The 24,758-nt window shown below is 42.0% G+C and carries 27 protein-coding genes; 22 read left to right on the forward strand and 5 right to left on the reverse strand.

Annotated features, from left to right (window positions below):
- Positions 1 to 25 precede the first annotated feature (25 nt).
- Positions 26 to 1,249 (reverse strand): sodium/glutamate symporter, encoded by a 1,224-nt coding sequence (gene gltS, locus L4C32_RS01230; protein ID WP_428195031.1) that lies wholly within the window; start codon positions 1,247 to 1,249, stop codon positions 26 to 28.
- A 368-nt stretch (positions 1,250 to 1,617) separates the two neighbouring features.
- Here gltS and L4C32_RS01235 point away from each other — a divergent pair, with 368 nt between their 5' ends.
- From L4C32_RS01235 to L4C32_RS01245, 3 genes are all read left to right on the forward strand, one after another.
- Positions 1,618 to 2,283, forward strand: coding sequence for a DsbA family oxidoreductase (locus L4C32_RS01235; RefSeq protein WP_428195032.1), 666 nt, complete (start codon positions 1,618 to 1,620; stop codon positions 2,281 to 2,283).
- 56 nt (positions 2,284 to 2,339) lie between these two features.
- Positions 2,340 to 3,227, forward strand: a complete 888-nt coding sequence (locus tag L4C32_RS01240) for a DMT family transporter (protein ID WP_428195033.1) — start codon at positions 2,340 to 2,342, stop codon at positions 3,225 to 3,227.
- Between the two features lie 144 nt (positions 3,228 to 3,371).
- Entirely contained in the window at positions 3,372 to 3,533 is a 162-nt protein-coding gene (locus tag L4C32_RS01245; RefSeq protein WP_428195034.1) for a hypothetical protein, read from the forward strand.
- Positions 3,534 to 3,540: 7 nt separating this feature from the next.
- On the opposite strand, the gene L4C32_RS01250 is transcribed toward L4C32_RS01245, so the two are convergent.
- Positions 3,541 to 4,101, reverse strand: a complete 561-nt coding sequence (locus L4C32_RS01250; protein WP_428195035.1) for a carboxymuconolactone decarboxylase family protein — start codon at positions 4,099 to 4,101, stop codon at positions 3,541 to 3,543.
- Between the two features lie 263 nt (positions 4,102 to 4,364).
- Positions 4,365 to 5,546, reverse strand: coding sequence for an amino acid permease (locus L4C32_RS01255; protein ID WP_428195036.1), 1,182 nt, complete (start codon positions 5,544 to 5,546; stop codon positions 4,365 to 4,367).
- 969 nt (positions 5,547 to 6,515) lie between these two features.
- Here L4C32_RS01255 and L4C32_RS01260 point away from each other — a divergent pair.
- From L4C32_RS01260 to L4C32_RS01325, 14 genes are read left to right on the forward strand one after another with little or no spacing between them, the layout of a single operon-like run.
- Positions 6,516 to 6,725: a Flp family type IVb pilin gene (locus L4C32_RS01260; RefSeq protein WP_428195037.1), complete on the forward strand. Its 210-nt coding sequence runs from the start codon at positions 6,516 to 6,518 to the stop codon at positions 6,723 to 6,725.
- A gap of 45 nt (positions 6,726 to 6,770) precedes the next feature.
- Positions 6,771 to 7,181 carry an A24 family peptidase gene (locus tag L4C32_RS01265; protein ID WP_428195038.1) on the forward strand — a complete coding sequence of 137 codons (411 nt, stop codon included), beginning with the start codon at positions 6,771 to 6,773 and terminating at the stop codon, positions 7,179 to 7,181.
- A gap of 9 nt (positions 7,182 to 7,190) precedes the next feature.
- Positions 7,191 to 7,988 (forward strand): Flp pilus assembly protein CpaB, encoded by a 798-nt coding sequence (gene cpaB, locus L4C32_RS01270; protein ID WP_428195039.1) that lies wholly within the window; start codon positions 7,191 to 7,193, stop codon positions 7,986 to 7,988.
- A gap of 10 nt (positions 7,989 to 7,998) precedes the next feature.
- Positions 7,999 to 9,330: a type II and III secretion system protein family protein gene (locus L4C32_RS01275; RefSeq protein ID WP_428195040.1), complete on the forward strand. Its 1,332-nt coding sequence runs from the start codon at positions 7,999 to 8,001 to the stop codon at positions 9,328 to 9,330.
- Positions 9,327 to 9,854: a hypothetical protein gene (locus tag L4C32_RS01280; RefSeq protein WP_428195041.1), complete on the forward strand. Its 528-nt coding sequence runs from the start codon at positions 9,327 to 9,329 to the stop codon at positions 9,852 to 9,854. The genes L4C32_RS01275 and L4C32_RS01280 overlap by 4 nt, the downstream gene beginning before the upstream one ends.
- Before the next feature lie 2 nt (positions 9,855 to 9,856).
- Positions 9,857 to 11,086, forward strand: a complete 1,230-nt coding sequence (locus L4C32_RS01285) for a CpaE/TadZ family protein (protein ID WP_428195042.1) — start codon at positions 9,857 to 9,859, stop codon at positions 11,084 to 11,086.
- Position 11,087: 1 nt separating this feature from the next.
- Entirely contained in the window at positions 11,088 to 12,362 is a 1,275-nt protein-coding gene (locus tag L4C32_RS01290) for a TadA family conjugal transfer-associated ATPase (RefSeq protein WP_428195043.1), read from the forward strand.
- Entirely contained in the window at positions 12,362 to 13,276 is a 915-nt protein-coding gene (locus L4C32_RS01295; protein ID WP_428195044.1) for a type II secretion system F family protein, read from the forward strand. Before L4C32_RS01290 ends, L4C32_RS01295 begins: the two co-directional genes overlap by 1 nt.
- Entirely contained in the window at positions 13,276 to 14,178 is a 903-nt protein-coding gene (locus L4C32_RS01300; protein ID WP_428195045.1) for a type II secretion system F family protein, read from the forward strand. The genes L4C32_RS01295 and L4C32_RS01300 overlap by 1 nt, the downstream gene beginning before the upstream one ends.
- The gene (locus tag L4C32_RS01305) at positions 14,171 to 14,920 is read left to right on the forward strand and encodes a tetratricopeptide repeat protein (protein ID WP_428195046.1); all 750 of its coding nucleotides are present in this window, start codon (positions 14,171 to 14,173) and stop codon (positions 14,918 to 14,920) included. The genes L4C32_RS01300 and L4C32_RS01305 overlap by 8 nt, the downstream gene beginning before the upstream one ends.
- 7 nt (positions 14,921 to 14,927) lie before the next feature.
- A complete protein-coding gene (locus tag L4C32_RS01310) occupies positions 14,928 to 15,437 on the forward strand; it encodes a TadE/TadG family type IV pilus assembly protein (protein ID WP_428195047.1) in 510 nt (169 codons plus the stop codon).
- Positions 15,412 to 15,960 (forward strand): tight adherence pilus pseudopilin TadF, encoded by a 549-nt coding sequence (tadF, locus tag L4C32_RS01315; RefSeq protein ID WP_428195048.1) that lies wholly within the window; start codon positions 15,412 to 15,414, stop codon positions 15,958 to 15,960. Before L4C32_RS01310 ends, tadF begins: the two co-directional genes overlap by 26 nt.
- Before the next feature lies 1 nt (position 15,961).
- Positions 15,962 to 17,269: a pilus assembly protein gene (locus L4C32_RS01320; protein WP_428195049.1), complete on the forward strand. Its 1,308-nt coding sequence runs from the start codon at positions 15,962 to 15,964 to the stop codon at positions 17,267 to 17,269.
- Positions 17,270 to 17,280: 11 nt separating this feature from the next.
- Positions 17,281 to 17,922, forward strand: a complete 642-nt coding sequence (locus L4C32_RS01325; RefSeq protein WP_428195050.1) for an OmpA family protein — start codon at positions 17,281 to 17,283, stop codon at positions 17,920 to 17,922.
- Between the two features lie 70 nt (positions 17,923 to 17,992).
- On the opposite strand, the gene L4C32_RS01330 is transcribed toward L4C32_RS01325, so the two are convergent.
- Positions 17,993 to 18,568, reverse strand: a complete 576-nt coding sequence (locus tag L4C32_RS01330; protein ID WP_428195051.1) for a nucleoside triphosphate pyrophosphohydrolase family protein — start codon at positions 18,566 to 18,568, stop codon at positions 17,993 to 17,995.
- A 450-nt stretch (positions 18,569 to 19,018) separates the two neighbouring features.
- Here L4C32_RS01330 and L4C32_RS01335 point away from each other — a divergent pair, with 450 nt between their 5' ends.
- The 4 genes from L4C32_RS01335 (at position 19,019) to L4C32_RS01350 (ending at position 23,577) form a co-directional block, all read left to right on the forward strand.
- A complete protein-coding gene (locus L4C32_RS01335; protein WP_428195052.1) occupies positions 19,019 to 20,479 on the forward strand; it encodes an SLC13 family permease in 1,461 nt (486 codons plus the stop codon).
- A gap of 27 nt (positions 20,480 to 20,506) precedes the next feature.
- Positions 20,507 to 21,265 carry a hypothetical protein gene (locus L4C32_RS01340; protein ID WP_428195053.1) on the forward strand — a complete coding sequence of 253 codons (759 nt, stop codon included), beginning with the start codon at positions 20,507 to 20,509 and terminating at the stop codon, positions 21,263 to 21,265.
- 9 nt (positions 21,266 to 21,274) lie between these two features.
- A complete protein-coding gene (gene apgM / locus L4C32_RS01345; protein ID WP_428195054.1) occupies positions 21,275 to 22,522 on the forward strand; it encodes a 2,3-bisphosphoglycerate-independent phosphoglycerate mutase in 1,248 nt (415 codons plus the stop codon).
- 107 nt (positions 22,523 to 22,629) lie between these two features.
- Complete coding sequence (locus L4C32_RS01350; RefSeq protein WP_428195055.1) at positions 22,630 to 23,577, forward strand: LysR family transcriptional regulator; 948 nt, start codon at positions 22,630 to 22,632, stop codon at positions 23,575 to 23,577.
- Between the two features lie 6 nt (positions 23,578 to 23,583).
- Here the strand turns inward: L4C32_RS01350 and L4C32_RS01355 are convergent, their stop codons facing one another.
- Positions 23,584 to 24,069, reverse strand: coding sequence for a DUF1097 domain-containing protein (locus L4C32_RS01355; RefSeq protein ID WP_428195056.1), 486 nt, complete (start codon positions 24,067 to 24,069; stop codon positions 23,584 to 23,586).
- A gap of 243 nt (positions 24,070 to 24,312) precedes the next feature.
- Here L4C32_RS01355 and L4C32_RS01360 point away from each other — a divergent pair, with 243 nt between their 5' ends.
- Entirely contained in the window at positions 24,313 to 24,750 is a 438-nt protein-coding gene (locus L4C32_RS01360; protein WP_428195057.1) for an excinuclease, read from the forward strand.
- The last annotated feature ends 8 nt before the right edge of the window (positions 24,751 to 24,758 follow it).

The following is a 24,758-nucleotide window of genomic DNA, read 5'->3' on the forward strand; positions in this document are numbered from 1 at the left end:
GAGCGTAATTGATTGCGGCGGGCAGTTAACCGATAAAGCTTATGTAACCCTGTAGGATAATGAGGTTGACGATATCGATAAAGAAGGCGCCAACAATCGGTACTACCATAAATGCTTGAGGTGATGGTCCGTAACGTGAAACAAGAGACCCCATGTTCATTACGGCGGTAGGCGTCGCTCCTAATCCAAAGCCACAATGTCCCCCTGCAATGATAGCAGCATCATAGGTACCCCCCATGATCCGAAACGTCACAAAATAGGAGAAGATAGCCAGCATGACGGTTTGAGCGGATAGAATCGCCAGCAACGGCAATGCGAGGTCGAAAATGTTCCACAGTTTTAGGTTCATCAAAGCCATCGCTAAAAACAGTGAAAGGGCAACGGTACCTAAAATATCGATCGCTTCACTGTGTACTTTATAGGTTTTAGTCACTTCGGTGGTATTGGTGAAGATAACGCCTAAGAAGAGTGCATAGACAAAGTTAGGGATTTGAAGCCAGCTGATTTCAAGCTTAGCAACCGCTTCGTGTACATAACCTGCACCGACAACACACAGTAATAAGATAAAGAGTGTTTCAATGATCTTTTTGGCAGTGATCCTATCCTCTTCATTCTCGTTATAGGTGACGAGCTCTGGAAACTCCTCATGATGATTAGTGCCAATGCCATATTCTGATTCAAGATTATTCTTTTTAATCAGACGTTGCGCAATCGGCCCGCCAATGATTCCGCCCATTACTAAACCAAATGTTGCGGCAGCCATCGCTAGCTCAAGGGTAGAAATACCATACATGTCATAGAAGGTTTGAGACCAGGCCGCGCCAGTGCCATGACCGCCTGATAGCGTGATTGAACCCGCAATTAAACCAAGAATAGGTTCTAGACCTAGCAGGGAAGCTAGGGTAACACCAAGCCCATTTTGCAATAGGATATAGAGCGATGCGATGCCTAAAAATAGAAAGACCTTTGCCCCCCCTTTTAAAAGCTGGGTATAACTGGCGGCAAGCCCTACTGTGCTAAAGAACATAAGCATTAACGTACTCTGCATAGGTAAGGAGAACGCTAACGATATTCCTTGAAAGTGTAAAAACGTAATGATGATAGCCACAATTAATCCGCCTACAATGGGTTCGGGGATATTAAATCGTTGCAGCGTGGCCACCTTTGAATTGACAATATGCCCTAGAAATAGCACTGCAAAAGCGATGAGAAAAGATTCGAGTGAACCAATTGAATAGATAGTATTCATATTACCTCTTGGTTGACCTGTCTAAGTATAAAAGGCAGGTAGTATGTAAAAAATGAGTCCATTCAGGTAGAGAAGTGTTCAGACAGTCGTCGACACCAATAGTGCTAAGCACTGTTGTTATGATATTTGGCTTCAAAAACGATGGTTTGTTGAAGAGAGTAAACGATGATATTGGTGGTATAAAACCAATACTGAGTTGCATGTGTCTCTTTGCGTTGGGTGGTAGTCTGAAAAATAACGGATGATAGTATCCACATTTTCGTGACGATGGATTGTTTTCAATCAAAGAATCATAAAATAAACTACTATGAAAGAAAAGTGCCTTCTGGCGGTCTATATAACCGTCTTTTATATTTAGGAATCTCCGAATGTTTTCAAGGAAGAAATCAGAAAAACAAACCATTGAAGTGATTATTATCTCGGATGTGGTATGCCCATGGTGTGTGATTGGTTATCGACGTTTCTTAAAAGCCACAGAGGCATTTTCAGCCGACGTGAACTTTGCTATTACTTGGTATCCGTTTCAGCTGAATCCTCAAATGACCGTACAAGGGGTTAATCGTCAAACTTATCTTATCGAAAAGTATGGTATGAGTGAACTTGACGTGAATGCAATGAAGGATAATTGGACACAGTTAGGCGCAGAACAAGGCTTTGAGTTCAATTTCTTTGATCAGATGAAAACGTATAATACATTGGATGCTCATCAGTTGATTGCTTGGGCGGCTGAATTTGATCAACAGACCGAGATGAGTGTTGCTCTCTTTGATGCCTATTTTTCACAGCGAAAAGATGTGTCGGACCGTCATGTCTTACTTACCATCGTCGAACAACTGGGATTAGAGGTTGAAATTGCAAGCAAAGTGCTTGAAGAGGGACACTATATTTCAAAAATCCGAACCGAACAAAATGGCATTGCGAATCAAGGTATTCATACCGTACCTGCAATGATATTTAATAATCGATTTTTAATCTCTGGTGGTCAGAGTGTTGAAAAATATAAAATGACGATTGAAAAACTAATTAGTCAGTAGCACTAGGATAAAACTGTGTTATAAAGGCGCAAAACCTTTATGTTATTGGGATGTGAATGATTTATCTATTACCGTTGATCAGTGTTTTGATATGGGGGGGAAACTCCATTGTCAATAAGATGTCGGTCTCTGTGATTGAACCCAGTGCGATGAGTTTTTATCGATGGTTTTTTGCCTTTCTCATACTGACTCCTTTCTGTATTCGATCTGTCATAAAGCACCGTCAAGTGATTAAGCCGTACTTACTTAAGCTTGCGGTGTTAGCGTCATTAGGGATGGGTTTACATCAATCGCTAGGGTATTTTGCCGCCGTAACGACCACCGCGTCTAACTTAGCGTTGATCACCTCTTTAGTGCCGTTGATTAGTCTTTTCTTAAGCGTTCCATTATTGGGTAAACGCTTATCTAAAATGAGTTTGGTTGGTGCAACGGTGGCCTTAACTGGACTCTCCTTCATGTTGGGTCAAGGGGATGCACTGTTCTTTTTGCATAGCACCATTAATCAAGGTGACGGCATTATGCTGGTGGCGGCACTGGTGTACGCATTGTATGGCGTATTAATTAAACGTTGGTCGATTCCTCTTTCTAATTGGCAATTGATCTATATGCAGGTCATGTTTGCGGTTGTTTTTCTTTTCCCACTTCTCCTAAGTAGTGATAGCTATGTTATTTCAGAAAGTGCATTTTCAGTGGTGGCCTATGCGTCAATTGCCGCTTCAATTATCGCCCCATGGTGTTGGATAAAAGCGATTGACAAGATTGGTGCGGATAATAGCGCTATGTTTATGAATCTTATGCCTGTTTTTGCCGTCTCATTAGCGGCAGCCATACTGGGAGAAGAGATTCGCAACTATCACCTAATCGGTGGAGTGATGGTGATAGTTGGTGTCATTCTGGCACAGCTGAAATTATTTAAGAAAAAGAGAGGTGCAGCAGTCGTATAGCGTGTAAAGCATCACCGTTGCGTGTGTGAAATCACACAATGATCGATATATAGGTTTTACAGTTGTCCCATTTTTGATTCAGGTGCTACAGTTATTATAAGTATGTTACGGCATATTTTTTGATTTGGCTGCAGAGATTCTTCGATGAAAATAGAACAACAAACAACAGATAATGAGAAGACACTTTTGGAACAGAAAAGAATCAGTACAGAACTGGTTGATTTGCTAATTGAACTGCCTTGGATAGAAGTAAAAAATAAACAAGATAATGAGGAGCAGCTGAAATTTTATCAAATGCTTTATTGAGTCTCTTTTAGCTTGATTGTCTCACTCCTAACCCCCTAACCGTCCTATTGGCATAGGAGAAATAGGAACTTACTTGGTTGAGTTCTAATATTTCTCCATCCTTCCACCCTTTATCTCTTAATGCCATAACATCTTTCTCATTGATGTAATGAGGTGTTTTGGTCAGTTTCAAAACATAATCGAAAGCGGCTGCTTCTTTGCGTTGAAATACTGAGTCGTAGTTATGATTCATTAATGCCGAACGTATTTTAAGTGCATAATTTACTCCTGACTGTTGATTAATGAGTACCCTTTTCATTTCTTTATAGTGATACTCAAAACAGTAATCACATCCGTTTAAGTAGCTAACATAGATACCAATAGACTCTAAAAACCAAGCGGGAATAGTGTTCATTGGGTGGTGCAGCAACTGCTTAGAAAAGGTAATGTGAGCTTCCATGGTATGTGGTCGTAAACTGTGGACCGTCAACATATTATCAATACCATTATTTGGGCTTTTGATACGGTCATATAGCTTACGTAGTGAGCCAGTTGCGTGTTCGTAACTGATCGTTTTAATCCAGCTCATTTTTATTACCAATATAGTCGACAATTATTTTTAAATAGAATAATGCACAAAAACTATAATATTATAACTATCATTAATCTTTGTGAACTGAGGTGTAAATTAACAGTCAGTTATTATAATGCATTATATATGAATTTAATAATAGCGAGTTGATGTGAGTTAAATATTTATATTAAGGTGATATTTATAAATGGATAGTATGAATGAAATATCTAGAAAGAATAAAAGCCCGAGTCACTCAGGCTTTTATGAAAATTACATACTCATACTATTTGAGCGGACAATAGAAAACAACCAAATGCAAACGTAAGAATAAGTGCTAATGCGCCACCTTCAGCCTGATAGATGACTTGATTATCTTGGGGGAGGTCATCAGACACTCCTTTATGATTGCCACGTACCTTTATTGTCATTGCCAGAGGAATAAATATCGCTAAAAAGACTAAAATTATCCCGGCGTAGTTCAGCGCTGCTAAGAAATGGTTTGCGGCAAATAGTGCCCCAAACAGCGGCAAAACAAAACTGATACAATAAGTAATCACACGGTTCTGTTTAAACGTATCTAAATTTTGGTCAAACAGTGCCATTGCCACACCTAAGAAAGAAGTAAGCAGGGCTAAGCCAGTGAATATCGACAGAACAGAACTGATGTGAGCATACTGAGTAGAAAGCACTGCTAATAAATCAGAGACATTAGTAAAATGAGAGAGCTGATCATTGGTCAGATTTCCCACAACAACGTATAACCAGATTAAATAGCAAAAAAGTGGAACAAGTGAACCAACAATTACCATATTACGTAACTGCTTATGACTCGCCCCTTCGTTATAATTTACTAAAGATGGGATGACGACCATAAACCCGAAACTAGTGAATAGGATTGAACTGGTTTTAATCAAGTCAGCACGATTACTGTTGGTCACTTGTTGCAAGTTATCAAATGAAATACTCGGTGCCATATAAACCAATGAGAATGCGAGTAGTACGATCATAACGCTAAACATCGCACGGTTTATTTTATCAATAGTATTGGTGCCAGCGGCAACAACTAACCCTGCAATCAGTGTGAATAAGATTTGGCTTTGGGTCATGGTGATTGAGATGTGAAAAGAGGTGAGTAATTTATGAAGCAGATCGCCAGCACCAATAATGTAGGCCATAAGTAGGCAAATCAACAGAGCGTATAACAGCAGATTGGTGACAATCTGTCCGTTCTTTCCTAATGTCTGTTTGGCAATGGTGTTCATGCTAAATCCGCCACCGGCTTTGATGCTTGACTCTAGTAACAGCAGAGCTGCATAAGTGGTCCCTAGCCAAATTAACAACATTAATAGTGTGCCAGATAGTAGGCCAAACTGAGCCAATACCATAGGAATTGCCAGCATACCTGCTCCGAGTGCAGTGCCTGCAATAATCAATGAACTGCCTAATAGTTTTGTATTCACAGTGTTTCCTTTATTTCTTCTAATTGAATATGGTTCGTTAAGTACTTGTAATCTAATTAACTAGTTAATATCGATAAGAAAAATAAAATAGCGTGATGAAACAGTATGTGTTGATAAGCCGGTTATGAGGAGATCCTTCCGTTGGCTCAATGATCGGGCCGGTAGCGATAGCTTTCATGACTACTCCTTGGGAGTGTTTTTTTGTTCTTTACCCGTAATTGATTGAAATAAAATGTTACTTTTATTTCCTAGGTAAGAAGCATAAGTTGATTTTACGTCATATTACAGAATAACGTGACAATTGTGAATCTGTAACCGACTATTTTTACACCATTAAGCCATCTTTGTGCTACTCGATGAATAGGTAATTATTTCTCTGATATATATAAACAATTTTAAAAGTCCGAGAATATACAATTGAGTATTAACAGAATATATTGTCAAAAATATAGAGTGATTCATTATCGACAATTAGCTCATATCGAATGTTATAAAAGGATCACTATTCAAAAGATCTAGATCTTCCTCCCAAAAAGAATCAAACCTTAAAATTAATTTTCCTTAGTCGATATTCCTTTTTTTACCAAGTTTTACATTAAAAATATTAACGTCATTACTTTCAAAGAGTCTACGATAATTAAATTTACCTCTATATATAAGCGACTTAGCATTGCTGGGGTAAATGCATGAAATGAGAATCATTACCATAATATGAGAATTTGCGGCATAGCTTCAAAAAACACAATCGAGTTTTGAAAGTCAGAATTACCCTACATGATTTAATATAATTAATGGTGTAACCATATGAATTTCTAGGTATTTATCATGTCAATAAAAATATAATAAAGTTATATTAATTCTCATAAGTGAGACATTTGCGTATTTTTTCACTGCGGTTACTATCGTTTTCATTAGCAAACATGTTTGTTAAAAACCTAAATTTTACATAAAGAAAAGGAATACATGACCATGATTACTAAATTAGCCATTCAAGCAAAAATCGCACTAATGGACTTTAAAGATGACCAACGTGGTGTTACCGCAATTGAGTACGCCATTATTGGTGTTGCGATTTCAGCGGTAGTACTTGCAGCATTTAATAGTGATTTAGGCGCAACGCTGAAAACAGCTATGGGTAAAGTAACTACCAATATTAATGCTGCTGATACCGTTAAATAGTAAGTTAAAAAAAYGATTGGGAATGTAGAGACGAGTTGTATTTATATGTTAACACTGCTGTCAATTTACATTTCATACAGTGATGTTAGGTACCGATTAATACCTAATATCACTGTATTATCCATAGCTTTTTTTAGCTTTATATTATTAATATCAACAAACAACACCTCTTTTTATCAACATCTACTGCCTATTGTTGTGATTGGATTTGTGTTGTTTACATTTAATTGGGTAGCTGCTGGGGATGTGAAATTGTTGGCCGCATTCTCATTGGCCATTAACACTGACTTCATAGTACCCAGTCTGCATATCATGTTGTTAAGTGGAGGAGTAATAGCGGTTTGTTGCTTAGTCTATCAACGTGTTAACCGTCACAAAAAAGAGATCATTAAAGGCGTTCCTTATGGGGTAGCCATCTGTATTGGCAGTTTGTTTGGAATTGCTGCGTCGCTGTAGGAGTGTAATATGCGATCAAAAATCATCATTTCAACAGCCCTTGTTGCCATTTTAATGAGTCTGTACAGTTTATCGGGTCTGCTGCTACCTAAAGAGATTGCCCAGAGTATCCAGCCAGCTCCTAAACCCGAGAAAAGCTATAAAGTGTGGTTTGCAAAACGTGAGCTGCCAATAGGTGAAAAACTGCTTCGTTCCGACCTGCAAATTAAAATCATTCCAGAAAAAGAGGCGTTCAGCCTGGGAATTACCCGCGATGTCAACATTGAGATCATTAAAGATGCGGTGTGGAACACGCACATCGATCAAGATACCGCAGTGACTCAAGAGCTATTAACTCAGCCTAATGAAGATGGCTATGTCGATCTGATTATCGCTGAGAATAGAGTGCCCTTTGTTATTGAGGTTAACCAAAGCTCGATTATCGGCGGATTTATCTCCTATGGTTCTGAAGTGGATGTATTAGCACTCTCTTCAACCAAACAGATATTAGCCAATGAAGAGCGTGTCTCATCCTATAAAGGCTTGTCCGTTTCCCCCATTTTGATGGGAGCCAGAGTCTTAAAAATTGATGTTCAAAATATCGAAGACTCACGCCAAAACATCACCTCTAATCAGGTGACCTTAGTGTTGGAACTCACCCGTAAACAAGTCGGTATTTTAACCATTGCCAAGCGCATTGCTGAACTCGAGATTCACAAGTCAGTGGGAACCTATGTCGGCAATGAGTTAGAGGCCAACTCAGGGGATGTCTTGGCCGATTTTAAAGCGATAACCGAGTATCGAGCAGATACCGCCATCATTAAGTAGGAACGCAGTTATGAAATGGTATTCAATTCTCTCACTTATTTGGTTATTGATTAGTTCAACCACTACGTTGGCACAATCGAGCCTCACCTTTGATGTAGGTGAAGCCAGAACCATCGTAGTGAAAAAAGACATCTCCTCAGTATTCATTTCCGCACCGGAGGTGGCCGACTATCAAGTGATTGAGCAGAATAAAGTGGTGGTGTTTGGCCGTTCTGTGGGTGTGACCACTTTGATTATATTCGGCAAAGATGGTGCAACTTTATCTAATAACTCTATTTTCATTAATCGTAGTCTGCACGTCATCCAACAAAAAGTGGAGTTAGCGTTTCCACACAGTGATATCAAAGTGCGTAATGTTGGCGACCAAGTGGTCTTGACGGGAAGTGTCGCCACCGAACAGATAAAAGACTCCGCCAATAATCTAGTGGGCGAGTTGATGGGCAAGAAATCAACCGAAGAGCGCCTGGGTTGGAAGAACAATGATGATGAGCTGATTGTGGTCGATTTCATGACAAAAAAGTCATTTGAAGGATTGGTGAATAACATTGATGTGATTACCACCAAACAGGTGAATGTAAAGCTCTCTATTGCTGAAGTTTCCCACTCTTTTTTAGAAGAGTTCGGCATCAAATATTCCGATGTATTTGCCATGACACCTGGGGTGTTTGTACGTAATCTAGCCAACAAGTATTCCGCCAGCGACATCATTTCAGTAGTGACCGCCATCGGTGATGACAGCGTTGGCCAAGTATTGGCTGAGCCTAATTTGTCGGTGATCTCCGGCGAGACCGCCAGCTTTTTAGTGGGGGGAGAGCTTCCAGTCGTCACCATTTTAGATGGTGGTACCAACGTTAGCTATAAGGAATTTGGTATTCGTCTGGATTTGATGGCCAAGGTACTAAGAGACGATAAGATTAAGTTATGGTTAAGCCCAGAAGTCAGCTCGATTGATTCTCAATACACCAATCAAACATACAACTTGGCGGCACTGAAAACCCGAAAGGCGAGAACCACAGTGGAACTGGGTGATGGGCAAAGCTTTGTATTGGGTGGTTTGTTAAGCACTGAAGATAGAGAAACCATCAGTAAAATCCCGTTTGCTGGAGACATTCCGGTTCTGGGTGCTCTGTTTAGACATACTGGCACCGAGCGTACCAAAACCGAGTTGATCATTGTTGCGACGGTGAATTTGGTTCAGCCGATCAGCAGTGCTCACGTTCAACTGCCACTGATGGAGAAGACCACCACCTTGCAGCGTTTCTTTGCCGTTGACAGCAGTTATGAAAAGGCCTCTTCAAAACATGTCTCCCCAATATTAGCGACTGGAGGATTCAAAAAATGATGAATCTTATTAGTACACACACCGTTAGATGGTTACTTCTGTTATCGATTTCATTCCTATTTGGTTGCGCTGAGCATGTGGCAGAGCGAAGTGGCAGCGATGTTGACCTGTATCCGATCACCTATACCCTTAACCTGAAAATTAACCCAAAACACGTGAGTCGTGCGGAAGAAGAGTTGACGGAGTACCTTGAACAGCATTGGGATCTAGTGACCACTCAGCCTATGAGTATGGTATGGAGATCTGATTTAGGCGAAGCGTTAATCAATAAAACGGTAAAACAGCTACGAAAACAGGGTCTGGATACTAAGAGCATTCAGATCAATGAAGAGCTGGTTGAATTGGATCAACGTTTCGATTTTCAACTGACTATCACGCAATACCGTGTCTTGGTGGATCGTTGTGAATACACCAAGATTGGTCACTACTCGCGTACCGATGAAGGCTGTTTTTCAAACGGAGCACGTTGGCAATCTATGGTCAACCCTGAGCGGGCACTGCAACTGCCTGTGGGGGAGAAATAGCCATGATGGATTTAGTCGATATTTTAAAAAAAGGCCAGAGTAAAAAAGCCAAAGAGAGTGCGGTAACTTCTGTCCTTTTTTATCAAAATGAAGCGTGTAAAAAATCGGTGTTAGAAGCGTACCGATTTGATGGTATGCAAGAACCTGGAATTAAGATCAACAGTGACGAGTCCATTAACGAACACGTAAAAAAATCGCAGCTTGAAGTGGTATTGGTTGAGCTCAATGAGAGTGCGCATATCATAAAAGACGCAGAGCGTATTAGTCACCTGCTTCCTAACAATGCGTCGGTGATCATCATTGGTAGTGAAGACTCGATCTCGACCATTCGCCAGTTAAAAGCCCTCGGTTTTTACTACCTGTTTTGGCCAGTAAGCAAAGAAGAACTGGTGGATTTTATCCGCACTGTTGAAAAAAATAGACTGAAAAAAGCAGGGTTGAGTAAGAGCCGAATCGCCAAAAAAATTGCTTTTTGGGGTGTCAAAGGTGGGGTGGGTAATAGTGTGATTGCATCGCAAGTGGCTTACTCACTGTGCGAGAAAAAGAACAGCACGTGTGTGGTGGTGGATCACAACTATTCAGGTGGCAATTTAGATATCTTGATGGGGCTACGAAATTTTAAGAAAAAAGCGGTTCTAAAGTCAGACTCTATCAGCAACATCGACAGTGTGTATGCTAAAAGCCTAGTTAAAAAAGTAACTTCAATGCTCTCCATTTTGGCGCTGGAATCAGAAGATATGAAGGAGTGTGATCTTAAGTCGTATAACCATGCCTTGAGTAGTGAGCTGGCTAGTCAGTGCCATTTCATTATTGAAGACTACTCAAGCTCAGCTAGCAGTACGGATGACTTAGAGCATGTCAGTCGGACGTTTGACACGATTGTGATGGTGCTTTCGCCAACCGTTTCAAGTTTGCGGGAGGCGAGTAAGCTGCAATCGAAACTAAAAAAACTGGGCACTTCTGCCAAAGTTCTGTTTGTTCTTAACTACACCATTGCTGAGAAGTTCGCCACCGTCTCACAAGAGGAGGTGGTGAAGTACATCGGCCAGCCGATTGATGTGATTTTCCCACTTGAGACGGGCTTAGATGCCGCACTTTTGGATAAAAAACGGCTGCATCAATCTTCTTCATGCATGAGTCAGGCGGTCAAATTATTAACCTCACTGCTGTTAGGTGAAGAAGGAAAAGTAAAGAGTAAAGGGCTATTAAGCCGCTTAGGGTTAAGGAGGTAGCATGGCTAGCACCAAAGAGATGTACGTGCGTATTCGAGGACAGATTTTTGATGCCCTTGAGCCGGAGGCGGTGAACACCCTGAGTAAAGAGAAACTCTCAGAACAGCTCAGTAACGCCGTTGACCTACTGGTTGAAAAAGAGGAAGTATCACTGCCCTCAGTGGTTCGACGAAGTTATGTCGAAGATTTGGTCAATGAATTACAAGGGTTAGGACCGTTGCAAGCATTGATGGATGATGATTCGATTTCGGACATCATGATCAATGGCCACGAAAGTGTGTTCATTGAACGTGGGGGAATGGTTGAGCAGGTAGAGGTGAACTTTATTGATGAAAGACAACTTCTCGATATTGCCAAACGTATTGCATCACGAGTGGGGCGCCGTGTCGATGACTCCCAACCGACCTGTGATGCCCGCTTAGCGGATGGCAGTCGTGTTAACATTGTTATCCCTCCAGTGGCTATTGATGGCACCACAGTGTCGATTCGTAAATTTAAAAAGCAGAGCATCGACTTTCCACAATTAGTCGGTTTTGGTGCCATGAGCCTTGAGATGTCACAGGTGATGATGATAGCGGCGCACTGTCGATTGAATATCTTAATCTCTGGTGGTACTGGCTCTGGAAAAACGACTATGCTCAATGCTCTGTCGCAGTATATCTCCCATAACGAACGAGTGTTGACCATTGAGGATGCCGCCGAACTCAGACTGCTTCAGCCCCATGTGGTGAGGCTTGAGACGAGAATGGCAGGTATCGAAGGCAATGGCAGTATTGACCAAAGGCAATTGGTGATTAACTCCCTGCGTATGCGACCAGATAGAATCATTGTCGGAGAGTGCCGTGGTGCAGAAGCGTTTGAGATGCTGCAAGCGATGAACACTGGACACGACGGCTCCATGTCAACGCTTCACGCCAACACCCCAAGAGATGCGTTAGCGAGGGTCGAGTCTATGGTGATGATGGCAACCAGTAGTCTACCCCTAGAAGCGATACGACGCTCGATTGTTAGTGCGGTGGATTTAGTGATTCAAATAAGTCGACTACACGATGGCAGCCGTAAAGTGATGAGCATTACCGAGGTGGTCGGTTTGGAAGGCAGCAATGTAGTGCTAGAAGAGATATTTCGTTTTAAACCTGAGCCTCAAGGTAGCGATGGAAAAGTAAAAGGTAACTTTGTGACTGCCGGGCTGATGCAACGTTCCATATTGGTCGAGAAATCACGATTCTTTGGCCTTGAAGAACAGCTCAATGCGGCATTTAGTGAGGTGAGCTAATGGTCACGCTATTGCTTATTATCGGTGCCTGCGCACTCTGTTTTATCTGGTTTTATAAACCTAAACGTCATGATTATATGGCGACCATGAATCAGACACAGTTTGTGGACTCGATGCTGACGGATAGGCAAGCGATTGATTTGAAATCATTCCAGCAGCAGAATATCCATAAGCGAATGGTGCACTTATGGAAGAAGATCCAGCGACAAGTTGGCCGTTTTGCGCTGCTGAAAATTCTCTTTTTTCTATTGGTATCTACCATTTTTGGTCAATTTCTAAACCTGCAATTTCTCAGAGCTCCAGAGCAATATACGGTGCCGTTTACGCTATTATCGGCCATCTATTTTGGCATTAAATGGTTAGCCAAACGTGAAAAAACACAATTTGAAGAGTCATTTCCTGATGCCCTAAATATTCTGACCAGTGCGGTTTCTGCTGGGGAGAGCTTAATGCACGCCATTATCTATGTGGGAAATTCACTCGAAGGGGTGGTGGGACAAGAGTTCAAAAAGATGGGAAGTCGCCTGCAAGTCGGAGAGAGCGCTGAAGCGGTATTTCGAAAATCGTGCGAGCGTTTCCCCTATCCCTCGTTCCACTTTTTTGTCATCACTTTGACCGCTAATATTCGTCGTGGGGGGCAACTCAAAGATGTGATGGGGCGTTTAAACCGGTTGATGTTTGATGCCCGCTCCATCGAGAAGAAAAAATATGCTCTGACTTCTGAGGCCAGAATGTCGGCGAAGATTGTGGCTTCACTTCCGTTTATCTTTCTGTTCATGCTGAAATTTTTAAGTCCTGAAAATTATGAATTTGTTATGTTTGATCCTGCCGGTAAACCCATTCTTTACTACGTGATGGGCAGTGAGTTTATTGGTATCTCTATTGTGTGGTCACTGATGAATGGGGTGAAGTAATGGAGATTATTCACGCGTTATTAAGTTCACGGCAGCTCATTTTTTACATTCTTATTTTTATCGTGGCCAGTGTGGCACTCATCATCTCCATTTCATCAAGGCTAATTAAAAAAGAGCGGGCTAATCATCACTATTTGAATCATGAACAGAGCGGCGGGAGTGATGATGTAGGGAGTGACAGTGTTAGTAAAGTATTAACCACTCTGTTGGTGGCAGAAAAGAGTGAAGTGGAAGAGAAGTTTGAATCGGCAGGTTATTACAAGTTTCCCTACGCCGCTTACTATATGCCAGCCAAATATGCTGTGTTAGTGGTTGGCTTAATCGCCATCTATTTTTTGTCAGAGAAAATGAGTTGGGGCATGAGCAGCGGAGTGATTGCTGTCGCATTTTGGCTGATTATTGCGGTGATCTTGCCTGATGCCATCCTCGCCAGAAAGGCTGCAAACTTACGTAATAAACTCTCTAATTCGTTGCCATTTTTACTTGATCTGCTTGGTGTGTGTGTGCAAACCGGCATGACGGTGGAAGCGGCGCTCTCCTATTTAAGTAAAGAGATGGCGGGTTTTGACCGAGATCTGACCCAATTAATTACCCGAACCGATGAGCGTTCTAAAATCGTCGGTTTAGAAAAGGCACTCGATGAGATGTATCGAGATGTGCCCACTAATGAGATACGCAGCTTCGTGATGACGTTAAAACAGAGCATGAAATACGGCACCTCAATATACCATGTGTTGATCACCTTAGCGGTCGACATTAGAGAGGTCCAGATGCTTGGGATAGAAGAGAAGATTGGCAAGTTGTCGGCCAAAATGTCAGTGCCACTGATTTTGTTCATTATGCTACCCATCGTTATTTTGATTGTTGCACCAGGAATCATGAGGATGTTATTCAATGATTAAAAAACTTACTCTACTCTGCTTTACGCTCTGGCTAGTAGGCTGCGCGAGTACTGATGCTCGTTTTGCCGATTTTGCACGTAAAGAGAGTCTGTTATTGCAAACCAATAACCACGCTAAACTGATTGATCTCTATAAAACCGAGATCAGGGTAGCGGACAGCAGCGAGCTTCGCATCAAGTTAGCGGACACCTATTTGCAGTCTGGCGATCCTGAATCAGCGTTGTTTACCCTATCCACCTTAAGTGATGCACAGAAAACAAGTCTACCAGTACTGTTAATTGAAGCGCATGCGCTTTACGAGCAGGGAAATATTCAGCAAGCGCTGTGGCAGGCGCAATCGGCATTAGAGCTGTCCAAGAATCACGCTGAATTAGAGAACTTGATAGGTATGATTTACGCTGCTAACCGTCAGTTTTTTCAAGCCAGACACTACTTCACTTTAGCTAGGGTACACCTTTACGATGACATGACAGTGAAAAATAATCTGGCGGTGATTGATATCTTAGAGAAGGATTATCAAACGGCGATTCATCGCCTGTTACCCCTCTATTTGAAAGGAGAGGCTGACGATCAGACCGAATCGAACTTGGTATTGGCACTGGTGAGAAAAGGGGATTACACCTACGCCAATACCATCTTGTCGTCTAAGTACAATTCAGAAGAGATCGCTAAGATGTTCAACTATCTAAGCCAAGTGAAAGAAGTACCACCGCAGGTTCAACTGTTAAAACGTAAGTCGTAGGAATGGTATGAAGAGCTTTATTAATAGAAAGGGAAGACAGAGGCAGCGGGGTGTGGTCGCCATTGAATTTGTGATCGGATTTTTTAGTTTTTGGTTGATGTGCGTAGCGTGGCTTGAAATGAGTTACATGTCCTACATTTCGGCTATCAGTGACTTGGCGATTGCAGAGGCGGCACGCAGTGCCAAGGTAGAGAAAACAGATTATCTGGTGATTTTTAACCAAGTGATCAGCAGTAGCACCTCAGTGTGGGAGGGGTTTGTTGATGGGAAGAATTTTAGTTACAGCGTGCAATATTTAAATACCATCGAGGATTTAGTCGGTCATGTGGACAACTGTGTACCAGAAGCTGGGAACCGTTCAGTAGAGTGCGGTAATGCCAACAATAGTGCTATTGCAATTTATCGTATCAGTTATGACTTTAAATCTATCTTCAGTTTCTTTATGGATCAAACCACGGTGTTCAGCCGTGAGGCGATCGTAATACAAGAGTATGAACGTGATCAATTTCAAATCTAAACAGCGCGGTACCTTTAGTATTGAATTCTCACTGATAGCCATCGCTTTTAGCATGTTATTGGTGTTTAGCGGTGATGTGATCATTAAATTGGCAGTAAAAGGAAAACTGGATCGGTTGTCCTTTTCACTGGTGAGTATCGTCAAAGAACGTACCCAGCTTTATGGCGAAGACTATAGCATCCGAGCCGCTGAAACCAATGCCATTTATCAGATTGCGGAAAACTCACTGCAACGCACCATGCAGAGTTACACGGCATCTGACTTTGGCGCGTTGATTGAGGAGCAGACCTTTGACAATAGTGGTGCGGCCAATGCGGCGGTGCGCTTTTATGTTGGGACACTTCGTTGCAATGTGAATGACTTCTTGAGTCAGCTTACCCATGTTTCAGTAGTGACCTCTTGGGGACGGCAAGCCTCCTTGTATCGGGTCACCTTATGTTATGACACCGACAACTGGTTTGGTGCAGCGGTCGGTGAGCGATTCACTCGGGTTAACTCCTCATCAATTATGATTGGGCGATAAGATGAAAAAAGCAATGACAAGGCGAAGTGCATCAAAAGCCAATCAATCGGGCCACGCAATCATGTTGTTTGTGATGATCGTACCGGCTCTGTTCAGCTTGTTTGTGCTGGCCTCTGATGGTGCCCGCATCTTACAAACCAAAGCGAGGATAGGAGATGCGTCGGAAGTGGCTTCTTTAGCGATTGCGGCGCATAACGATGAAAATAGCGACGATGGCAGCGGCAGCGGTAGCAGTAAAAATCAAGAAATTGTGACCAATGTGGTGTCGCAATACATGACGGACATGAACTCGATTACGGGTATTAATGTGCGTAAATTAGTGTGTGAAGATCTGCCAGATTGCACCGCCGGGCTCAATAATGGAGATTCGCGTTATTTTGAATATAGAGTCACGGTAAGCACCGAACACACTCCCTGGTTTCCTGGCAATAATGTGCATCCAAGCTTTGGTGACAGTTTTGAAGTGAATGGGTTTTCCGCTTCAAGAAAGTATCAGAGTGACTCGTTAGATATTGTGTTTGCTGCCGATTTTACTGGTTCAATGACAAACGATTTAGGAAGTTCTGGACAAGATAAATATAAAGCACTGCGTGAAATTATAATGTTAATAGCAGATGAGCTAGATAAATTTAATCAACAGATTAACACCGAGAAAAGCAAAATAGGCATTGCCCCGTTTAGTACATTAACTAACTCATACCGTTCAGGAAGAGATTGTTATGTTGATCAATTAATTTTAGATCGTGTTTGGGATCCTTACCGACGAGAATGGAGATACACTCCGAACTACAACAAAACGTTGGCTCAAGTTTTCACTGAAAAAACGGATTGTATGAGTCGTGCAAGTGCAAGAGTAAAAGATGTAAAGCTCACGTCTAATTTTTCTCGTGTTGAAACTGATCTCTACCGTTATAGTCCTGGAGGTACGACAGCAACCTATCAAGGGATCATTCGAGCGGCTCAATTGGTTCGTGATGGGGATAACCCTAAACGTTTAGTGGTGGTGTTATCTGATGGAAGAGACTCGACCAGTCGCGAAATTAGACATAATCATAAGGCACATCACAACCAGCTTATTTCAATGGGGTATTGCGATAAAATTCGTGAAGAACTTAACCAAGATGTTACGCCTGAAGGCAAAGATATCACCGCCAAATTGGTGATTATAGGATTCGATTATAATGCAAATGCAGACGCGTCATTGATTAATTGCGCTGGGGCTGAAAATGTCTTTAGTGCGGATAATAAACAAGAAGTATTGGATAAGATTTTAGAGTTAATTGCTGAAGAAATTGGCCATCTAACGTAGTGGAGAGAGAGATGAAAATATCAATATGGTTAGGTGTGATAACCCTGCTGTTATCTGGCACAACCAGTGCGGCGAGCTACCCCACTAAGATGTCGGTGGATCAAGCGCTGATACTCTATTGTGGTAATAATGAGGTAGAGTTTGAGCAGACAGTGACGGTCGGAGAGGGAACGCGGATCTCTCATCACCAAGGGGCTTTTTATCAGATAGAGCAGGCAATTGAAGAGACACCTGAAGTGGCTTATCTTACCCAACATATGGTGAGCGCAGGGTTATCAAAAAAATGCAGCGAGTATTTGATAGCCACGGCGCAGAAAAAAGCATCAGGACCATTAGCGCGAGTCTATTTTGAATTTAATCAACATGAGTTAACCGACAAGTCCAAATATGTGTTGAAAGTGATCAAAGAGCGACTGGCCTCAGAGCAGGGGCGTTATAACGTAGAAGGGCACACAGATTCAACCGGAACTGCCGAATACAATTTCTCTTTAGCACTGAAACGTGCCACTCAAGTGGAGAGTTATCTAAAAGAGATAGGAGTGGATGATCAGCAGCTCACTGCGACCTCAAAAGGGGAAACCGTGCCATTGAAAAACAATAATACGGAACAAGGGCGTGCCAGTAATCGAAGAGTAGATATTCAGACTCAATAGTCTTTTTATCATTGGATGTCTAAGTTATTAAAGGCTGAACAGAGGTTCAGCCTTTTTGTTTATGGTGTGTTTATTTTACCAGTTTGTCTAAATCGGCTGGGCGGTAGTAGACTGACTTTAATACTTTTCCACGGCGAACGGTTTTGTTTGCGAGTTCAACATCCTTAGCACACTTAGCGATGATGAATTCCTCTTTTACTGTAGCCATCAGTTCAACACCTTGATTCGCATAGAAGGCTTCAGTCTCTTGGTACTCTTGTTCGGTGCGGCATACTTTACTCATATTGCTAGAGTGAACCTCATCCCAGCAAGTGATAAAGTCAATGTTGCGGTTATTAGCAACATGCAGAAGAAGATCGATAAGATAACTGATGGTGAGGTTATCTTCTACCTTTTGGTCGCCAAGTTGCACTAAACGGCCCATTAATACATATACCGAGTCAACAATCGCATCAGCTTGCTCTACTTTGCAGTCTGCTTCAGCCAGCTCAGTAAGCTCCTCAATGATTAAAGAAGAGTGAAGGGTATCGCTTTTATCGTCTAAACTTGCAGGATCTTCAACCGCGAGATCGAAGGTTGATCGGAACTGTTTAATATCTTGATATAGATGGTCAAAAAGAGGTTGATCCAAAGCAGTAAGTTTCATGAATATGTCCTGTTAAACGATAAAATCTAATAGGATAAATGATACCGATTATTAGGCAATGATGCATTAAAAAGTATGGTGATGTATTTTTGTTGGATATTCGTTGGGCACTCTATTTCATATCAACCTCAATTCACTCAGCGTCAGTTGTCAGTTAGGTCACAATACCCAGTTATAATTTCATCAAAATTGATTCATACCTTACCTTTTATTGTCTGCTTTTACACCGAAACTGACATGTAAGTACTTATAATACAGTGTCTTATCTTATTTCTTGTTGGGTGGGGAGTTCTCCTATTTAGATTGCCAATCCTTAGCATAAAATAAACCAATTTAACTGTTAGCTTTGTCATTAGTACTATTTTTGCCAGTGAATTGTGAGCAACAATTTGACGTACGAGCCACATTGACGTGGCAATTATAATGGATAATAACAATAAGGAGACTGAGATGGTTGCGATAACTCGAGATCTCAGTAGTAAAAGTAAAACCGAAAAGCTGATGTACTACTTCGGCTTACCGTTAGCAATGTTTGTGCTGATGGCCATCTATTCAATGCCGACCCCTGAAGGGATCAGTTTTGAAGGTAAGATGTCATTAGCGGTCTTTTTCTTTGCATTGATTTTGTGGATTACCGAATCTTTGCCTAACTATGCAACATCAATGATTGCCATTGCTTTGCTATCGATATTTGGTGGCTGGGCAGAAAAGGATGCATTAGGTACCTTAGGTTATGGGGTGATTTGGTTGATGGTGTCTGCATTCATCATTACCTCAGGAATGGAAAAGAGTGGATTAGCGAAAAGAATCGCCTTAGCGATCATCACTCGATTTGGTAAAACCTGGAAAACCATTCTGATGTCTTTAATGGCAGCAAACTTTACGGTTGCCTTTATCATTCCGTCAACGACAGCACGTGCAGCGATGCTGTTACCGATTGTACTCTTGGTTGCCAAAGCCTATGGGGTTGAAAAAGGGAACGCTAATCTAGGTAAGTTGTTAGGTATCCAAAGTTTACAAGCGAACAATATTTCAACCAGTGCCATTGTTACTGCTACGGCACCTCAAATCTTGGCCATTGGTCTGTTAAAAGAGTTTACAGGCTCTGAAGTGTCGTGGGGCGAGTGGTTTATTGCTTCTGCACCGATTGCCATTCTAACATTGATCGCCTCATTCTTTATTGGTCTGGCGCTGTTCCGCCCTAAAGCTGAACAAGAGGGTGGCGATGAGATCAAAGAGATTCAAAATCAATATGATGAACTTGGTCCTGTTACTACTTTAGAGAAAAAAGCCGCGGGTATCTTCTTGTTAACCATCTCACTGTGGGCCAGTGATAAGTGGCATTTAGATATGTTTGGTTTCCAGTTTAGCTTAGTAATGGTCGCGATTATGGCCGCTTCGCTATTCTTCATGCCTTATATTGGCATCTTGAATTGGAAAGAAGCAAAGATTCCGTGGAACTTAATGGTCTTTGCTGCTGGGGCGTATGCTGCTGGTGTGTCGTTAAGTGAAACCGGCGTCGCAAGCTGGGCTCTGAGTGGTCTATTCTCAAATCTTGGTGTGCAAGACATGAGCTTTACCATGCTCTATGGCGTGGTCATCGCGATATCAAGTTTCAGTCACTTTGTCTTTACCAGTAAAACCGTACGTACCATCATCTTAATTCCGACTTTAGTTGGATTGGCTGAGACGGCAGGTGTATCACCATTGATGCTTGCGCTTCCGGCTGCCTTTACTATTGCCGATACCATTACTCTGCCTCCTCATAGTAAAGCTAACTTGGTTTACTACAGTACTGGCTACTTCTCTGTGAACAATCAGCTGTTATATGGGGTTCTTACCCTTATGGCGAAGTGGTGCATCATGTTCGCCGCGTCATTCACATGGTTTGCTTATTTGGGCATTGTTTAACAGTCAGAGATTGACGGAGTAAAGATTATGAAAACAGTTAGTAAATTATTGAGCGCTTTAGTGATTACAGCAACCACAATGAGCGCCAATGCTGAAGATTTCGGTAAGATCGAATCCTACCATGAGAACATTCGTCCAATAGAAAGCGATGGTCAAATTGAGGTAATTGTGAATGCGGTTACCAATAGTCAAGGGCAGATCTTCTTACCCGCTTATGAAGATGGGAAAGTGCTGTCGGCAGTTGCTACCAAAGGGATACTCAATAGTTCGACCGCAAAGGTTGAGAAAATTCATGGCCGCGATGTGTTGGTTTATCAATTTAAAAATGCCAATGCTGCTGTGCTTTTGAATCAAACTCTCAATGTAACGAAACTGTACAAAGAGAAAAAAGCCAAGTTGAAATACAGCCACCCAGGCGGGGTAAAGCGTGTCTCTTATGAGTTTATTAATAGCTCACCCGTTGCGATCGGTAAGTATGTCGGCTCTTTGGGTGTACCGCAAGGCAAAGAGTTGTATGGCGTCGTATTGCCTGAATGGTCAAAAAAGAAAAAGACCTTCTTTATTGGCGAACAAGATGGTTATAAAACGGTTGATGTGGTGAAAAAGAAACTGAAACCGGGCAGTGAGGTGGAATTTAGAATCCGTACTTATCAGCCAGCAGCAGCGATTAAGTGGACCATGTGGACACTGGTTATTCTGTTATCAGGTGCGTTGTTATGGAAGCGCCGTGATGTGCTAAATGATCTAGATTCGGCATCTAATGCCCAAAAGTCTGTTGCTAATTAGGGGGTGGTCATGAAAAAACAAGCACTGTTGATCATTGCCGATGGGATGGGCGATCTGCCCAACCCAGAGCTTAAAGGTCAAACACCTTTGGAGTACGCCAATACTCCCTATTTAGCCGCACTTGCGTCTCAAGGTGAATTCGGCAATGTACACCCAGTAAAGGCTGGGGTCCCGGTGGGTACGGATGTCGGCCACTTAGCGATATTTGGCTATGACCCGTATGAAGTCTATACCGGTCGAGGTCCAATTGAAGCGTATGGTGCCGGCATAGACATGGAGCCCGGTGACATTGCCTTTCGAGGTAACTTTGCTACGGTCACAGAGGATTTTACCGTTATCGATAGGCGCGCTGAGAGAATCAATCAAGGCACGCAAGAGTTAGCTGATGCCATCGATGGCATGATACTTAGTGATGGCACATTAGTGGTTGCAAAAGCGCTAAGTGCTCACCGTGTGGCCGTTGTACTGCGTGGAGGCGGGTTATCTGAACAGATTACTACGACGGATCCCGGCACAGCCAAAGAAGGAAGTAAAGTCGTGGTTCCAGTGGCTCTCGATGATTCAGAGCACGCCAATGCAACCGCTATTCGTGTGTGGGAGATGACAGAGCGATGTTATGCAATTTTGGACAAACATCCTGTCAATCAACTGCGTAAAAATAATCATCAACTTCCAGCAAATATGATTCTGCTTAGAGGGGTTGGTAAGCAGATACAAGCACCGAAGATCAGTAGCATTTACGGTATTAAAGGGGCTTGTATTGCGGGTGACAAAACGGTGTTAGGAATTGCAAGGATGTCAGGGTTGGATGTGTTTCATCGCCCCGAGTTCACGGCAGGGTTTGATACGGATTTTTTAGCCAAGGCCAACCTTGCTTTAGATAAACTAAAAGAGGGTTATGATTGGGTCGTACTGCACGTGAAAGCACCTGACTTAGCAGGTCACGATAATTTACCATTAGTAAAAGTGGAGATGGCAGAGAAGCTAGATCAAATGGTAGGTTACATGTTGGAGACTCTGGATTTAGCACAATGTTATATTAGCTATACCAGTGATCACTCAACCCCGTGTGCCCGAAAGGATCATTCAGGGGCGCCGGTGCCTACTTTTATTGCAGGAGAAGATGTAAGAAAACAGCCGATTAGCGGCTTTGGTGAACGGTATGTTAACCACGGTTCTTTAACCAATTTAACGGGACGAGATATATTTTTCACCCAGATGGATCTGCTTGGTGTTGTGCCTAAATTAGGGGCGTGATGTAAAGTGGTACCGTGCTTTGGTCGCTTCTGATATTCAGTTGCGGCCTTTGTGGTTTTCCCATAGCGCAGAAAATGGTGTTCGCACATAATTAGGAGTGTTGAGTCATGAAGATTGAGAATTTAGAAGCGTTTGTGAACATCGCGCAGTTGAGAAGTTTCACTCAAGCCGCTGAGCAGTGTTTCTGTACTCAAGCGACTATCTCATTGCGAGTTAAAAATCTAGAACAGTATTTCAAGGTTCAACTGTTTGATCGGGTCGGACGAAATATTGAGTTGACGGAAGAGGGCAAAAAAATATTACCTTTGTGCCAGTCAGCACTGCACGCTTTGCAACAATCGAAATCTGAACTTGAAGCGATGAGTGGCTTAACCAGTGGCAATCTATCACTTTGTAGTTCCAATACACCAGGTACCTATATGCTGCCAGAGGTGTTGGCACATTTTCATCAACAATTTCCAGGTATTCGTATTGATTCACGCATTAAATATGCAAGGGATGTGATTCAAGAGATGCTCTTTGATGGAGACGCTGAATTAGGGTTTGTTTCTCAGCCTACTCAGTTTGATGACAAAAAAATTGAATGTAAGAAGATCTTAGAAGATGAATTATGCGTGATTGTATCCAACCAACACCCAAAGCTCGATCAGTGGGTGCGGTATGGAGGCATCTCAATTAAAGATCTTCAACAACAAACGTTACTGCTGTCCAACCCGAAGAGTTCGTTGCAAGCAAACCTTGAAAAAGCCAATGGTGAGAAGGTGATTTTTCAAGCTCAAATTGTATTAGGCAGTATGGAGGCAGTGAAGAAATCGGTGATGCTAAATGTCGGCATTGGCATTGTGTCGCAGTTTTTGATTGAAGAGGAGCTGGCAGACAAAAAGCTGCATAAACTTAAAATTAAAGGGGTTAGCTTACACAGAATTGTTTATCTATTGCATCGCCGCAACCGCAGTTTATCGCCTGCGGCTCACGCGTTCATCAAAGTATTAGAGGCGGATTTATCTCAACGCTATCCTAACCTCTGTTTGATAGATTCTGAAGAGTGTTGTTAGGTCAGGTTATTGATCGTTTTGTGGCAGCAGTGTGGTTTTGTTTTGGTTAGCTCTTTTATGTAGCCATAAACCTGAGGCTTTCATTGAGTAACCAAAGATGGCACCAAGCAGTAGAGAAGGGATCACAACCTTCCAGTTACCGTTGGATGCAAAGGTCGCGCAGCAGCCTATAAAAGTCCCTGGAATGTAATTTAACCATGATTTATTGGCTTGAAAACACATCATAAAAGCCACCAGTGCAGTGATGATATAGCCCAAAATTTCAATACTAAATAGCGTGGAGAGTTGGATGATCACCATCGCCCAAAATACCCCACTTAGGTTGGTGATAATGCTTAACCTTAACCCTTTTAAGCCCTCTATCGGAGAGGCAAAATACGTGGTACAGCCTAAAAACCCCGCCCAACTTAATAGCCCCAACGAAATAGCAACCCAACCCCAAAGCCCAGAAAGGATTGCAGTAGTAAGGGCAATAGCAATAGATATCGACATGATGTGCTCGTAGTAAATGAGTAACAGATGACTCAGTGTAATCGACTAAAAAACAACCCGTAGTGATCAAGATCTCTTTATTGGTGTAATGGAAGATGACAAATTCATATAAAAGCGATCTATATCTCATTTACTTAGTGAATGATTGTGGGAATGAATACAGGAGTAACAACATCGTATGAGAGTGAGCGTTAACGTAATATGATATCAAGATTAAAAATCGATAAATATTAAGGAAATACTGTGAAAAAAATCTTTTTACTGCTGTTGGTTAACCTATGTTTAGTGAGTACAAATGTTCAAGCTCGAGATGATGTTTTAAGCTTTTCAATCCAAAATGCACTAGGGCTAGCAGCTGCCAAAGAGAAGTTAGGCAGTGACGTTGCGTTTTATTTTGGCGATCAAAAGCACGGTGAAACGAAACCTAACTATGTGAATGTGAAAACAAATAAAAAAACCAATGCCTTTAATAAATCCGATGAAGAGGCGTGTCAGTGGGTCTTTTTATCTGCAATGATTGCTTTGAAAGAGAGAGCGATTAGAGAGGGGCATAATGCGGTGGTTGAGATAAAGTCGAATTATAAAAATAACCTAACCTCTAGTGAAGAGACCTTTCAATGTGGTGCTGGCTCTTTTGTTGCAGGTGTTGCTCTGACAGGAAAGATTGTCACCATTAAATAGTCTACATA

It is taken from the genome of Aliivibrio kagoshimensis (assembly GCF_050337105.1).
Classification (GTDB): Bacteria; Pseudomonadota; Gammaproteobacteria; order Enterobacterales; family Vibrionaceae; genus Aliivibrio_A; species Aliivibrio_A kagoshimensis.

What these genes read in the sequence shown, in the direction of transcription:
- gltS (WP_428195031.1), bottom strand. Translation starts at nt 1,249, where the DNA reads ATGAATACTATCTATTCAATTGGTTCACTCGAATCTTTTCTCATCGCT.
- L4C32_RS01330 (WP_428195051.1), bottom strand. Translation starts at nt 18,568, where the DNA reads ATGAAACTTACTGCTTTGGATCAACCTCTTTTTGACCATCTATATCAA.
- L4C32_RS01340 (WP_428195053.1), top strand. Translation starts at nt 20,507, where the DNA reads ATGAAAACAGTTAGTAAATTATTGAGCGCTTTAGTGATTACAGCAACC.
- tadF (WP_428195048.1), top strand. Translation starts at nt 15,412, where the DNA reads ATGAACGTGATCAATTTCAAATCTAAACAGCGCGGTACCTTTAGTATT.
- L4C32_RS01320 (WP_428195049.1), top strand. Translation starts at nt 15,962, where the DNA reads ATGAAAAAAGCAATGACAAGGCGAAGTGCATCAAAAGCCAATCAATCG.
- L4C32_RS01240 (WP_428195033.1), top strand. Translation starts at nt 2,340, where the DNA reads ATGATTTATCTATTACCGTTGATCAGTGTTTTGATATGGGGGGGAAAC.
- L4C32_RS01285 (WP_428195042.1), top strand. Translation starts at nt 9,857, where the DNA reads ATGATGGATTTAGTCGATATTTTAAAAAAAGGCCAGAGTAAAAAAGCC.
- L4C32_RS01260 (WP_428195037.1), top strand. Translation starts at nt 6,516, where the DNA reads ATGATTACTAAATTAGCCATTCAAGCAAAAATCGCACTAATGGACTTT.
- L4C32_RS01310 (WP_428195047.1), top strand. Translation starts at nt 14,928, where the DNA reads ATGAAGAGCTTTATTAATAGAAAGGGAAGACAGAGGCAGCGGGGTGTG.
- L4C32_RS01265 (WP_428195038.1), top strand. Translation starts at nt 6,771, where the DNA reads ATGTTAACACTGCTGTCAATTTACATTTCATACAGTGATGTTAGGTAC.
- L4C32_RS01335 (WP_428195052.1), top strand. Translation starts at nt 19,019, where the DNA reads ATGGTTGCGATAACTCGAGATCTCAGTAGTAAAAGTAAAACCGAAAAG.
- L4C32_RS01300 (WP_428195045.1), top strand. Translation starts at nt 13,276, where the DNA reads ATGGAGATTATTCACGCGTTATTAAGTTCACGGCAGCTCATTTTTTAC.
- L4C32_RS01325 (WP_428195050.1), top strand. Translation starts at nt 17,281, where the DNA reads ATGAAAATATCAATATGGTTAGGTGTGATAACCCTGCTGTTATCTGGC.
- L4C32_RS01290 (WP_428195043.1), top strand. Translation starts at nt 11,088, where the DNA reads ATGGCTAGCACCAAAGAGATGTACGTGCGTATTCGAGGACAGATTTTT.
- L4C32_RS01275 (WP_428195040.1), top strand. Translation starts at nt 7,999, where the DNA reads ATGAAATGGTATTCAATTCTCTCACTTATTTGGTTATTGATTAGTTCA.
- L4C32_RS01280 (WP_428195041.1), top strand. Translation starts at nt 9,327, where the DNA reads ATGATGAATCTTATTAGTACACACACCGTTAGATGGTTACTTCTGTTA.
- apgM (WP_428195054.1), top strand. Translation starts at nt 21,275, where the DNA reads ATGAAAAAACAAGCACTGTTGATCATTGCCGATGGGATGGGCGATCTG.
- L4C32_RS01305 (WP_428195046.1), top strand. Translation starts at nt 14,171, where the DNA reads ATGATTAAAAAACTTACTCTACTCTGCTTTACGCTCTGGCTAGTAGGC.
- L4C32_RS01350 (WP_428195055.1), top strand. Translation starts at nt 22,630, where the DNA reads ATGAAGATTGAGAATTTAGAAGCGTTTGTGAACATCGCGCAGTTGAGA.
- L4C32_RS01250 (WP_428195035.1), bottom strand. Translation starts at nt 4,101, where the DNA reads ATGAGCTGGATTAAAACGATCAGTTACGAACACGCAACTGGCTCACTA.
- L4C32_RS01295 (WP_428195044.1), top strand. Translation starts at nt 12,362, where the DNA reads ATGGTCACGCTATTGCTTATTATCGGTGCCTGCGCACTCTGTTTTATC.
- cpaB (WP_428195039.1), top strand. Translation starts at nt 7,191, where the DNA reads ATGCGATCAAAAATCATCATTTCAACAGCCCTTGTTGCCATTTTAATG.
- L4C32_RS01355 (WP_428195056.1), bottom strand. Translation starts at nt 24,069, where the DNA reads ATGTCGATATCTATTGCTATTGCCCTTACTACTGCAATCCTTTCTGGG.
- L4C32_RS01235 (WP_428195032.1), top strand. Translation starts at nt 1,618, where the DNA reads ATGTTTTCAAGGAAGAAATCAGAAAAACAAACCATTGAAGTGATTATT.
- L4C32_RS01245 (WP_428195034.1), top strand. Translation starts at nt 3,372, where the DNA reads ATGAAAATAGAACAACAAACAACAGATAATGAGAAGACACTTTTGGAA.